This window comes from Kitasatospora sp. NPDC059722 (assembly GCF_042733235.1).
Classification (GTDB): domain Bacteria; phylum Actinomycetota; class Actinomycetes; order Streptomycetales; family Streptomycetaceae; genus Kitasatospora.
Genome location: NZ_JBHWGD010000057.1, coordinates 38706 through 51364, shown reverse-complemented (window position 1 = coordinate 51364; position 12659 = coordinate 38706). Strand labels below are relative to the sequence as shown.

The following is a 12659-nucleotide window of genomic DNA, read 5'->3' as shown; positions in this document are numbered from 1 at the left end:
CTGCTGCAGGACCGCCACACCAGGCGCGATTAGCTCAGCGGGAGAGCACTACCTTGACACGGTAGGGGTCACTGGTTCAATCCCAGTATCGCGCACGTCGGATCCTCCGGGGTCTGCTGCAGGACCGCCACACCAGGCGCGATTAGCTCAGCGGGAGAGCACTACCTTGACACGGTAGGGGTCACTGGTTCAATCCCAGTATCGCGCACAGTAACGGCCGGGGCCGCGATCCGTCAGGGTCGCGGCCCCGGCCTTTTGCGTGGGCCGTGAGAAAAAGAGAAGAGCCGCGTACGGTCGCCCTCACCGACGTCCGTACGCGGCGTCTCCGCCTGCCGGGGCGCTCTGCGCACCGCTCCTCGCCCGTCCGCGTCTCAACGCGGGCACGGCCTCCCCGGCGACACTGGCTCCCCGTCCCCAGGGGATCAGTGTCCGTTCCGCGGCCGGCCACGGGGGCCGGCCAAGTCTCAGTGGATGATCAGGTCTGCCACTGCCTGGACCTGGTTCGCCATCTGGTCCCACCCGCCGAACAGGGCCACCAGCAGCACCGCGCACGGCAGGGCGATGGCCAGCGCCACCGCGGGGTGCCGCGTCGGCTCGGCGGTGCGGGGCAAGGTGAAGGCCGGCCGACGGCGGCGGGGGGTTCCCGTGAGCTGCGGTGCCATGCCCTTACTCCTGATCCGGTCTCGGAGCCGTTCGCCCGGTCGAGTTGGCGCGGTGGACGGCTAACCTCGGGGGACGAGCTCCCCGTCCACCGCTGAGGACAACGCTATGGCTCGGGGGGCCGTTCGGGCGTCATGCCGTCGTACTGTTCCTCGGGCATCCCCGAGGATGACGGTCCGACTTAGGGACTACTACCGCAGGGGGAGACGGTCTCGACCGGGCCCCCGGGGGAACCCTGAGAGACGACCCCGAGAAACGTTTCGGCACCCTCATGACCAGCAGGTCAGTGCAAGATCGGACAATCGCACGGTGGCTTGAGGTGTTGCGTATCAGCACACCGCAGCGGGCAGTCCGTAAGCTGTGCCGGACAGGAACTGACGATGCCCCAACCGACGGGGCCTCACCCACGGGCTGACGGGGAACGGACATGGCGATGATGCGGCTGAGGCGTGAGGACCCCCGCATCGTCGGGCCGTACCGCCTCCACCGGCGACTGGGGGCCGGCGGCATGGGGGTCGTCTACCTCGGCTCCGACCGGCGCGGGCAGCGGGTCGCCCTCAAACTGATCCGCGCCGAACTCGCCGAGGACCAGGAGTTCCGCACCCGCTTCGCCCGCGAGATCGCCGCCGCCTCGCGCATCCGCGGCGGCTGCACGGCGCGCGTCGTCGGCTCCGACATCGAGGCCGACCGCCCCTGGCTCGCCACCGCCTACGTGCCCGGGCCCTCCCTCTACAAGCGCGTCGGCGACGAAGGACCGCTCGGCTGGCAGGAGGCCGCCCGGGTCGGCGCCGCGCTCGCCGACGGACTCGTGAAGGTCCACGAGGCCGGGGTCGTCCACCGCGACCTCAAGCCCTCCAACATCCTGCTCTCGCCGCGCGGCCCGCGGATCATCGACTTCGGCATCGCCTGGTCGCGCGGGGCCAGCACGCTCACCCACGTCGGCACCGCCGTCGGCTCGCCCGGCTTCCTCGCGCCCGAACAGGTCCGCGGGGTCGCCGTCACGCCCGCGACCGACGTGTTCGCCTTCGGCGCGACGCTCGCCTACGCGCTCACCGGGGACACGCCGTTCGGCTCCGGGGCCTCGTCGGAGGTCATGCTCTACCGGGTCGTCCACGAGGAGCCCGACCTCTCGGACGTGCCGCCGCAGCTCGCGCCGCTGATCCGGGCCTGCCTGGCGAAGGAGCCCGCCGAACGGCCCGGCGCGGCCGCCCTGCACGAGCGGCTCAGCGAGCTCGCGGCCCGCGGAGCGGCGGCCGCCGGCGGCGGGCGCGTCATGCGGCGCGCCTCGGCGACTCCCCCGCCCGCGCCCGAGGCGGACGCCCCGGGCGGCGTGCGGCACGGCGTGCCCGCGCCCGGACGCTCCCCGGACCCGGCGGCCGCGGCACGTGCCCGGGCCGTGGCGGGCAGCCGGCCCGGAGCCTCCGGGCCCGGCGCGGCGCAGCGGCGCCCGCAGGGGGCGGCCGGCCCGCACCCCAGACCCGAGGCGGCCTCGGGGGGACGCCCGGTGCGGGACCGTCAGCAGACGCCCGCGCCCGGCCAGCCCGGCGGCCGTGACCGCGGGCGGCCCCGCGACCGTCAGCACACCCCCGCCCCGGGGCGGCCGACCACCCCGCGGCAGCGGCTGCTGCGGCAGCGGCTCGTCGTCTTCGTCACGGTGACGATCGGGGTGGCGCTCGCCATCGCGGCGGCCCAGGGGTGCGAGAACCGCAGCAACCAGGGCATGCGGCCCTCGGGCCTGCCGACGATGGTCGTCCTCCCCACCGGGCTGTCGGTGGACGGCGCGGCAGTGCCGGGCACGGCCTCGGCGACGCCCTCGGCGACGGCGTCGGTGACGGCCTCGGCGACGCCCGTGGCGGCGGCGGCACGAGGCGGGACGGGAGCGGGCGCGGCGGCTTCGGGGACGGGTGCGACAGGTTCGGGGACGGGTGCGGCCGACCTGGGGCTGGCTCCTGCGCAGGCGCCGGGCCCGGCCGTGGACTGGCCCAACCGGACCTACCCCGACGGCGCGGGCGGCCCCGGAATCGCCCTGCGCGAGGGGCGCTCGGCCGCGGGCGGGCCGCAGGTGTCGCTCAGCTCGGTGCTGCCGACCCGGTACAAGGGCTCGCCAGCGACGGTGGTCGTGCTCCGCCGGGCCGAGGGCTCGGTGCCGGTCGACCTCGTACAGCTGTACACCTTCTCCGGGGACAACCCGGTCGCCGCCGCCGCCCGCTCCTCGACGGCCGATCCGCAGGCCACGGCCTCCTGGCGGCTCGACGCCGGAGCGGTCGTCCGGGAGGAGCGCGTCGCCCAGACCGGGGCCGTCACCTCCACCCGCTACACCGTCCGCCCGGACGGCTCCCTCGACGAGTCCTGGCCCGGCGCAGGCGCCTCCGGCGGCACCGGCCTCACCGCCGCTCCCCCGGCCGCCGCGGCCCCGGCCCTGCCGACCACCGCGGCGGGCTGACGGCGGGCCGCGGGGGGCGGAGCAGCGGAGAGTTCCGGCCATCGTCTTGCGCCCCCTGATGAGCCGGGGACCACAACCACGCGAGACCGAACGACGGGACCGCGAGCAGTTCCGGGCCGCGCAGTTCCCCGCGGGCGAGGGTGCGGCGGGCCGCTGCTACGGGGTCGTCACGGCGTAGAAGGCCACGGCGGCGGCCGCGCCGACGTTGAGGGAGTCGATGCCGTGGGCCATCGGGATGCGGACGGCGTGGTCGGCGGCCTCGATCGCCCCGGGGGTGAGGCCGTCGCCTTCGGCGCCGAGCATCAGGGCGGTCTTGGGCAGGCTCTGCGGGGCCAGGCTCGACAGGTCGACGGCGCTCTCGGCGGGGGTGAGCGCCAGGAGGGTGAATCCGGCGTCGCGGACCGTCGTCAGGGCGGCGGGCCAGGGGTCGAGGCGCGCGTAGGGGACGGCGAAGACGGCGCCCATGGAGACCTTGACGGCGCGCCGGTAGAGCGGGTCCGCGCAGTCGGGTGAGAGCAGGACGGCGTCCATGCCGAGGGCGGCGGCGCTGCGGAAGATCGCGCCGAGGTTGGTGTGGTCGACCAGGCCTTCGAGGACGGCGACCCGGCGGGCGCCCGCCAGCACGGCGGCGGCGTCCGGGAGGGGCTTGCGCTCCATCGAGGCGAGGGCGCCGCGGTGCACGTGGTAGCCGGTGACGGCCTCGGCGAGGGCCGGTTCGACGACGTGGACGGGGGCGTCGGCCTCCGCGATGACGTCGGCCATGACGTCCAGCCACTTGGAGGTCAGCAGCATCGACCGCATCCGGTAGCCGGCGGCGAGGGCGCGGCGGATGACCTTCTCCCCCTCCGCGATGAACAGGCCCTCGGCGGGCTCGCGCCGGCGGCGCAGTTCGACGTCGGTGAGGCCGGTGTAGTCGCCGAGGCGGGGGTCGGCCGGGTCGGTGATGGTGCTGGGTTCGGACACCCTGCGATCTTGCCAAGGCCGGGCGGTGAAGGCCAAACGGCGGAAGGAGTCGGACGGTTTGGCCTTGGCCCCGCGCCGATCGGAGTGCAAATATGACCGTATGGCCCGTTTTCCGGGTCGATCCTGGGCTCCGTCGGCCTCTGGTGCTTCTGGATCCGCCGGCTCCTCCGGTGGACGCCCTCATGGTCGGCAACAGCAGCAGAACGTCCGTCGCGCGTGGCCGGTGAACCTCCGGTCCGTGGCCGGTCAGGTGTTCGTGCTGCAGATCCTCGTGGTGCTGCTGCTCGTGGTGGCCGCCGGGGTGGCGCTCGTCGTGCAGTCCCGCAACGACGCGGACAACGAGGCCCGCAACCGGTCGGTCGCGGTCGCACAGACCTTCGCCCACTCGCCGGGGATCGTCGAGGCGCTGCGCTCCCCCGATCCGACGGCGATCCTGCAGCCGCGGGCGCAGGCCGCGCGGGTGGCGTCGGGCGTCGACTTCATCGTCGTCCTGAACAACGACGGCATCCGCTACACCCACCCCAACCCGGCCCGGATCGGCCAGAAGTTCATCGGAACCTACGAACCGGCCCTGCAGGGCCACGTGGTGATCGAGCAGATCAGCGGGACGCTCGGCCCGCTGGTCCAGGCGGTCGTGCCGGTGTACGCGCCGGACGGCTCGGTGGTCGGGCTGGTGTCGGCCGGCGTGACGCTCGCGAACGTGAGCACCGCGAGCCAGCGGCAACTGCCGGTGGTGCTGGGCGCCGCCGCGGGCGCGGTCGTGCTGGCGACGCTCGGGACGGCGCTGATCAGCCGGCGGCTGCGGCGCCAGACGCACGGCCTCGGGCCGACCGAGATGACCCGGATGTACGAACATCACGCGGCCGTGCTGCACGCGGTGCGCGAGGGCGTGCTGATCGTCGGCGGGGACGGGCGCCTGCTGCTCTGCAACGACGAGGCGCACCGGCTGCTCGGCCTGCCGGCGGACGCCGAGGGGCGGCTGGTGACCGAGCTGGGGCTGGAGCGCGCCCCCGAGGAACTGCTGACCGCGAACCTGCCGGTCACCGACCAGGTGGTGATGGCCGGGGAGCGGCTGCTGGCCGTCAACATCCGGCTCACCGACCGGGACGGCGGCCCGCCCGGCTTCGTCGCGACGCTGCGCGACTCCACCGAGCTGCTGGCGCTGTCCGGCCGGGTCGAGGTGGCGCAGCGGCGGCTGCGGCTCCTGTACGACGCCGGGGTGACGGTGGGGAGCACGCTGGACGTGACGCGGACGGCGGAGGAGCTGGCGCACGTCGCGGTGCCGCGGTTCGCGGACTTCGTGACGGTGGACCTGGCCGAGCAGGTGCTGGCGGGCGAGGAGCCGCCGCCGGGTCCGTCGCTGGGGCGGATGCGCCGGGCGGCGGTGGCGGGCGTCCGGTCCGACGCGCCGTTCCACCCGGTGGGGACGGTGCTGGACGTGGTGCCGGCAACGCCGCTGGCGGGGGCGCTGCACAGCGGGGAGCCGGGCCTGGAGCCGCGGCTGGCCGAGGCGGTGGAGTGGCGGGAGCAGGATCCGGAGCGGTCGGCGCGGGTGCTGGCGTACGGGGTGCACTCGCTGCTGCGGGTGCCGCTGCGGGCGCGCGGGGTGCTGCTGGGGGTGGCGCGGTTCTGGCGGGCGGACCGGGCGGAGCCGTTCGAGACGGACGACCTGGCGCTGGCGGAGGAGCTGGTGGCCCACGCGGCGGTGTGCATCGACAACGCGCGGCGGTTCACCCGCGAGCACGCGATGGCGGTGACCCTCCAGCACAGTCTGCTGCCGCGCAGCCTGCCGGTGCAGAACGCGCTGGACGTCGCGCACCGCTACCTGCCCGCGCAGGAGGGCGTGGGCGGGGACTGGTTCGACGTGATCCCGCTGCCGGGTGCGCGGGTGGCGCTGGTGGTCGGGGACGTGGTGGGCCACGGGCTGCACGCGGCGGCGACGATGGGGCGGCTGCGCACGGCGATCCACAACTTCTCGACGCTGGACCTGCCGCCGGACGAGCTGCTGGGGCACCTGGACGACCTGGTGAACCGGATCGACCAGGATGAGGCGGCGAGCGGGGAGAGCTCCGAGCTGGCCGGGGCGACCTGCCTGTACGCGATCTACGATCCGGTGTCGCGCCGCTGCACGCTGGCGAGCGCCGGGCATCCGCCGCCGGCCGTGGTCGGCCCGGACGGGCGGGTGGAGTTCCCGGAGCTGCCGACCGGGCCGCCGCTGGGGCTGGCGGTGCTGCCGTTCGAGACGGCCGAGCTGGAGCTGGCCGAGGGCAGCCGGCTGGTGCTGTACACGAACGGGCTCGTGGAGGACCGCGACCGGGACATCGACGAGGGGCTGGAGCGGCTGCGGGCGGCGCTGACCGGGCCGGCGCGCACGCCCGAGCAGACCTGCGCGGACGTGCTGGGCGCCCTGCTGCCGGAGCGTCCGCAGGACGACATCGCGCTGCTGGTGGCGCGGACCCGGGTGCTGGCGGCGGAGCGGGTGGCGGAGTGGGAGGTGCCGTCCGACCCGGCCGCCGTGGGGCCGGTCCGCAGGGCGGTGGCGGACCGGCTGGAGTCGTGGGGGCTGGACGAGGCCGCGTTCGTCACCGAGCTGATCCTGAGCGAGCTGGTGACCAACGCGATCCGGTACGGCTCCGGGCCGATCCGGGTGCGGCTGCTGCGGGACCGCTCGCTGATCTGCGAGGTGTCGGACGGCAGCAGCACGTCACCGCACCTGCGGTACGCGGCGACGACGGACGAGGGCGGGCGCGGGCTGTTCCTGGTCGCGCAGTTCGCGGACCGCTGGGGGACGCGCTACACGGCGACGGGGAAGGTGATCTGGACGGAGCAGCCCCTGGAGTAGCCGCCGGGGGACGCCGTCCTGGCGGAGTGGGACGTCGGACGGGCCGACTTCCCACTCCGCCGGGACTACTACCGTCCGCCGGGACTACTACCGTCCGCCGGGACTACTTCCGGAAGGCCGCCGCGAGGACGTTGACCACGTCGCCGATGACGATCACGGCCGGCGGCTTGATGCCCTCGGCCTCGACCACGGCGCCGACGGTGGCCAGGGTCGCGTCCACCCGGCGCTGGGCCGCGGTGGTGCCCTCCTGGACGATCGCGACCGGGGTGTCCCCGGCGCGGCCGTGCGCGACGAGCTCCGCCGCGATCGCGGCGATCTTGTCGACCGCCATGAGCAGCACCAGGGTGCCGCTCATCTTCGCCGCGGCCTCCCAGTTGGTCAGCGAGCGCTCGTCGCCCGGGCCGACGTGGCCGGAGATCACGGTGAACTCGTGGGTCATGCCGCGGTGGGTGACCGGCACCCCGGCGGCCGCCGGGACGCTGATCGAGCTGGAGATGCCCGGCACGACGGTGACCGGCAGCCCGGCCTCGGCACAGGCCAGCAGCTCCTCGCCGCCGCGGCCGAAGACGTACGGGTCGCCGCCCTTGAGCCGGACCACGAACTTGCCCGCCTTGGCGTGCTCGATCAGCGTCCGGTTGATCGCCTCCTGGGCCATGAAGCGGCCGTAGGGGATCTTGGACGCGTCGATCACCTCGACGTGCTCGGGCAGCTCGGCCAGCAGCTCGCGCGGGGCGAGGCGGTCCGCGACGACGACGTCCGCGTCCGCGAGCAGGCGCCGGCCGCGCACGGTGATCAGGTCCGGGTCGCCCGGGCCGCCGCCGACCAGGGCGACGCCGGCGCCGTGCGCGCGGTACTGGCGGGCGGCCAGCGAGCCGTCCCGCAGGCCGTCCACGATGGCGTCGCGCAGGCCGGCGGAGTGGCGCGGGTCGCCGGTGAGGACGGCGACGGTGGCGCCCGCGTCCCGGCCGCTGGCCGGGGTCCAGGCGGTCGCGGCGGCGGCGTCGTCACTGCGGGCGCAGAACACCCGCTCGCGCTCGGCCTCGGCGCTGACCCGCGCGTTCACCGCCGGGTCGTCGGTGGCCACCAGGGCGTACCAGGTGTCGGCCAGGTCCCCGTCCAGGTAGGGGCGGGCGTGCCAGGTGAGCTCGCCCGCGTCGGCCATCGCCTGGACGGCCGGGGTGGTGCTCGGCGATATCAGGTGCAGCTCCGCGCCGGTCGCGATCAGCGCGGGCAGCCGGCGCTGCGCGACCTGCCCGCCGCCGACCACGACCACGCGGCGGCCGGCGAGCAGCAGCCCGACCGGGTAGGGGGTACGGCCTTCGGTGCTGGGGTGCGGGGTGGGCGCGCTCATCGGCGGTGCTCCTGATCGGGAATGCGGGGTTGGGATGCGGACAGACGCCGCTCCGCGGACCGGCGCGCCCTCGGGCCGGTCCGCGGAGCGGTGACGGGAACGTCAGGCCTTCTCGGTGACCCCGGCGGAGTCGAAGGTGGCTACATCGTGCATCGCGCGGGCCGCACTCTGCACCAGCGGCAGGGCCAGCAGGGCACCGGTGCCCTCGCCGAGCCGCAGGTCCAGGTCGATCAGCGGACGCAGACCGAGCCGCTCCAGCGCGGCCTGGTGGCCGGGCTCGGCGGAGCGGTGACCGGCGATGCAGGCCGCCAGCACCTCGGGGGCGATCGCCTTGGCCACCAGGGCGGCCGAACCGGCGATCACGCCGTCCAGCACGACCGGGGTGCGCAGCGAGGCGGCGCCCAGCAGGAAGCCGGCGATCGCGGCGTGCTCCAGGCCGCCGATGGCGGCGAGGACGCCGATCGGGTCGGCCGGGTCGGGCCGGTGCAGGGCCAGCGCGGCGCGGATGACCTCGACCTTGCGGGCGTGCGTCTCGTCGTCGATGCCGGTGCCGCGGCCGGTGACCTCGGCCGGGTCGAGGCCGGTGAAGACCGAGATCAGGGCGGCCGAGGCGGTGGTGTTGGCGATCCCCATGTCGCCGGTGACCAGAGCCTTGTTGCCGGCCGCGACGAGGTCGCGGGCGGTCTCGATGCCGACCTCGATCGCCTGGACGGCCTCCTCGCGGCTCATCGCCGGGCCCTGGGTCATGTCGTCGGTGCCGGGCTTGACCTTGCGCGGCAGCAGACCGGTGGCCCGGCCCTGCTGGACGGCGTCGGGCAGCTCGGCGGCGACGCCGACGTCGACCACGCAGACCTCGGTGCCGATCTGCTTGGCGAAGGCGTTGACGACCGCTCCCCCGGCGAGGAAGTTGCCGACCATCTGGGCCGTCACCTCCTGCGGCCAGGGGCTGACGCCCTGGGCGTGCACGCCGTGGTCACCGGCGAAGATCGCGACGCAGGCGGGCTCCGGGACCGGCGGCGGGCACTTGCGGGACAGGCCGCACAGCTGGGCGGAGATGATCTCCAGCATGCCGAGCGAGCCGGCCGGCTTGGTCATCCGCTTCTGGCGGTCCCAGGCCTCGCCGAGCGCCTTGGCGTCCAGCGGGCGGATGCCGCGCAGGGTCTCGGCGAGCAGGCTCTGCGGCTCCTCGCCGGGCAGCGCGCGGTTGCCGTACTGCTCCTCGTGGACGACCCAGGACAGCGGGCGCTTCTTGGCCCAGCCCTGCTGCTCCAGCTCGGGCTCGTCCGGGAAGGAGTCGACGAAGCCGACGCACAGGTAGGCGACGACCTCCAGGTGCTCGGGCAGGCCGAGCTCGCGGACCAGCTCCTCGTCGTCGAAGAAGCTCACCCAGCCGACGCCCAGGCCCTCGGCGCGGGCGGCCAGCCAGAGGTTCTCGACGGCCAGGGCGGCCGAGTACGGGGCCATCTGGGGCTGGGTGTGGCGGCCCAGGGTGTGCCGGCCGCCGCGGGTGCGGTCGGCGGTGACCACGATGTTGACCGGGGTTTCGAGGATCGCCTCGATCTTGATCTCGCGGAACTGCTTGGCGCGGCCCTTGGGCAGCGAGTCGGCGTACGCCTCGCGCTGGCGCTCGGCCAGGGCGTGCATGCGCCGGCGGGTCTTCGCGGAGCGGATCACCACGAAGTCCCACGGCTGGGAGTAGCCGACGCTGGGCGCGGTGTGGGCGGCCTCCAGGACGCGGATCAGCACCTCGTGGGGGATCGCGTCCGGGCGGAAGCCGTTGCGGATGTCGCGGCGCTCGCGGATCACCTGGTGGACGGCGTCGCGGCCGGCGTCGTCGTAGCCGGGGGCGGCGGGGCCGCGGGGCTCGGCGGGCTCCTGCTCGGCGTCCTGGGGCTCGGCCTGGGCGTCTTCCTGGGCGTCGGCGGGCTGCTCGGCGGTGTCCTGGGCGGGCTCGGCGGCGGGTTCGGCCTCGACGGCGGCGGGCTCGACGGCGGCGGGCTCGGCCACGGGCTCGGCGGCGGGCTGGGGCTCGGCCTCCGGGGTCTCGGCGGCCGGGGCGTCCTGGACGGGCTCGGCCGCGGGCTCGACGGCCTCGGCCGCCTCGGCGACCTCGGCGACGGACTGCGGCTGCTCGGCGTCGGGCACGACGGCCTCGACCGCCTCCACGACCTCGGCCGCCACGGCCTCGACGGCTTCGACGGCTTCGACGGCCACAGCCTCAACGGCCGGGGCCTCGACCGGAGCGGCCTCCTGCGGCTGCTCGGCCTCGACCGCGGGGACGGCCTGACCGGACGGCATCTCGCCGGTACCGGCGGCGGTCTCGGCGGCGGCCTGCGGCTCGGCGTGAGCGACCTCGACGGCCTCGGGGGCGACGGCCTCGACCGCCGCCACGACCTCGACGGCCACGGCTTCGGCTGCTTCGACGACCACGGCCTCAACGGCCGGGGCCTCGACCGGCGCGGCCTCCTGCGGCTGCTCGGCCTCGACCGGCACCGCCTCGACAGCGACGGCCTCGACCATCTCGGCGGGCTGCACCGGCTCGGGCTCGACGACGGCCTCCGGCGTGCCCTCGGCGGGCGCTATGGGAGCGGGCTGCGGCGCGACGGCCTCCTCGGCCACCGGCGCATGCTCGGCCACCGGCGCCTGCTCGGTCGCCTCGACCTGCGGCAGGCCGTGCGGGGTCGGCGCGGCGAGGAAGGCGGAGATGCGGCGGGGCGGCTGCGCGGCCTGCGACTGCTCGTCGGCGACGGGCGCCTCGACGGCCTCCGTCAGAACCGGCTCTACGACGGGCTCGACGGCGACTGGCTCGACAACGACGGCCTGCGGCGCGGCCTCGACCACCGGCTCGGCGGCGGGCTCGGTCACGAACTCGGCGACGGCCTGCGGCGCGGCCTCGGCCACGGCTTCGGCCACGGCTTCGGTGACGGCGGCCTCGACCACCTCGACGACCTCGATCGCCCCGGCCGTCGGCACGGCCAGGCCGCCCGTGACCGGCTCCCCGAGCGGCACCTGCACGCCACCCGGGATCTCCTGGGCGGCCTGCTGCGGGAGGTGGACGTCCGCCACCGCGAGCGGGACCTCGGCGACCGGCACGGCGTCGACGGCCGGCGGCATCGGCGCGACCGGGACGGGCTGCGCCAGGGGCGCCGCCATCGGCGCCTGGGCCTCGGCCGGGCGGCCGACGACCGGGATGCCGTGCGCGGGGGTGGCGCCCAGGGACGGGCCGCGGTCGGCGAGCGAGCGGACCGGCACCTGGCCGGTCATCATCGACGGGTCCGGGATCGGCGGACCGGCGTGCAGCGGGCGGCGCGGCGGCTGAGCCTGCGTCACCGGCTCCTGGAACACCGGGGCCGCCGGAGCGACGGGGGCGGCCTGCACGGCCTGCTGGTACTGCTCGGCGCCCGCCACCGGCGGGTCGACCGGCGGCCAGGACGGCTCGACCGGCGTGCCGTCCTGGAGCGGCGCGACCATCATCTGATCGGCCGGCAGCTGCTCGGCGGGGACGGCCACGGCCGGCTCGCCCCACGAGCCCTGCGGGCCGGGCATCAGCAGGACGTCGTCCTCGTCGTCGAGCCCGTCCGCCTGGTCGGGCTGGTCGAGGAAGTGGAAGGCCGGGCGCGGGGCGCCCTGGTCGACCGCCCAGCCCTCGCCGGGCACGCCGTACGCGGGCACGCCCTGCGGGTGGCCCTGCGTCGGGATGACGCCGACGGCGGGCGGCACCGCGCCGTGGAGGCCGGGTCCGGGCACCGAGGGGTTCGGGATCGCTCCGCCGTCCGTCATGACACCCGGCACGGGTGCGACGCCCTGCACGGGTGCGGCGACGACCCCCTCCGGGCCGCCGAGCGGGTCGGGCCCGGTGTGCAGGTGCTCCGGCAGTCCCTCGCCCGGGACATGGCCGCCATCGGTCATCGTCAAAGCTCCTTCCAGGCCGCTGCCGCGCCCTCGGCGACACGATCACCGACCGCAGCGCCCATCCGCACGGGCCGGGCCTGCACCGACCCGCCCCTCAACCACGTACGGCCGCCGCGCCGAGGCGCTGCGGCCAAAGTCATTCCGGTGAGCTGCCGCGCCCCGGCCCACGCGCCTCCCCCTGTGGGGCGGCCCGCCATCTGAAACAACGACAACCCGGGGCGACCGGCACCACCGCACCGGACCCTACGGCATTCTCCAGGTCCGGCACGCGGCCCGTCGAATTGCCCACACTCCGAGCGCGGCCGGATTGCACCACGTCAAAAGGGTGACAAACCGACCGGATCGGGCAGGTCACCGACCACCGCCGCCGACCAGGACGCCACACTACCGGCCCGGCGCCGTCACCTCTCGAATCAGTGTCCGGATGCGACCTGGATCACCGCCGGCCCCCCTGCGGCATCCTCACCCGGAACACCGGCCGGGCCCGG

The 12659-nt window shown here is 75.6% G+C and carries 5 protein-coding genes, 2 tRNA genes and 1 pseudogene; 4 read left to right on the top strand and 4 right to left on the bottom strand.

Going from position 1 to position 12659, the window contains the following annotated elements; all coding sequences use genetic code 11:
- Window positions 1–23: 23 nt before the first annotated feature.
- Together ACFV4F_RS29950 and ACFV4F_RS29945 are read left to right on the top strand one after the other, a co-directional pair.
- Window positions 24–95 (top strand) — tRNA-Val (locus ACFV4F_RS29950).
- 41 nt (window positions 96–136) lie between these two features.
- Window positions 137–208, top strand: a tRNA-Val gene (locus tag ACFV4F_RS29945).
- Between the two features lie 256 nt (window positions 209–464).
- Here ACFV4F_RS29945 and ACFV4F_RS29940 read toward each other — a convergent pair.
- Window positions 465–662: a hypothetical protein gene (locus tag ACFV4F_RS29940; RefSeq protein WP_380443632.1), complete on the bottom strand. Its 198-nt coding sequence runs from the start codon at window positions 660–662 to the stop codon at window positions 465–467.
- A 425-nt stretch (window positions 663–1087) separates the two neighbouring features.
- On the opposite strand from ACFV4F_RS29940, the pseudogene ACFV4F_RS29935 reads away from it, so the two are divergent.
- Window positions 1088–2362, top strand: a pseudogene (locus ACFV4F_RS29935) (protein kinase); the annotation flags it as partial.
- Window positions 2363–3259: 897 nt separating this feature from the next.
- On the opposite strand, the gene ACFV4F_RS29930 reads toward ACFV4F_RS29935, so the two are convergent.
- Window positions 3260–4066: a TrmH family RNA methyltransferase gene (locus tag ACFV4F_RS29930; protein ID WP_380494274.1), complete on the bottom strand. Its 807-nt coding sequence runs from the start codon at window positions 4064–4066 to the stop codon at window positions 3260–3262.
- Window positions 4067–4166: 100 nt separating this feature from the next.
- Between ACFV4F_RS29930 and ACFV4F_RS29925 the strand changes: the two genes are divergently transcribed.
- On the top strand, window positions 4167–6908 hold the full coding sequence (locus ACFV4F_RS29925) for a SpoIIE family protein phosphatase (protein WP_380507052.1): 2742 nt from the start codon (window positions 4167–4169) through the stop codon (window positions 6906–6908).
- Window positions 6909–7011: 103 nt separating this feature from the next.
- Here the strand turns inward: ACFV4F_RS29925 and cobA are convergent, their stop codons facing one another.
- Window positions 7012–8259 (bottom strand): uroporphyrinogen-III C-methyltransferase, encoded by a 1248-nt coding sequence (gene cobA, locus ACFV4F_RS29920; RefSeq protein WP_380507049.1) that lies wholly within the window; start codon window positions 8257–8259, stop codon window positions 7012–7014.
- Window positions 8260–8361: 102 nt separating this feature from the next.
- Window positions 8362–12168 carry a nicotinate-nucleotide--dimethylbenzimidazole phosphoribosyltransferase gene (gene cobT / locus ACFV4F_RS29915; RefSeq protein WP_380507046.1) on the bottom strand — a complete coding sequence of 1269 codons (3807 nt, stop codon included), beginning with the start codon at window positions 12166–12168 and terminating at the stop codon, window positions 8362–8364.
- Window positions 12169–12659 lie beyond the last annotated feature (491 nt).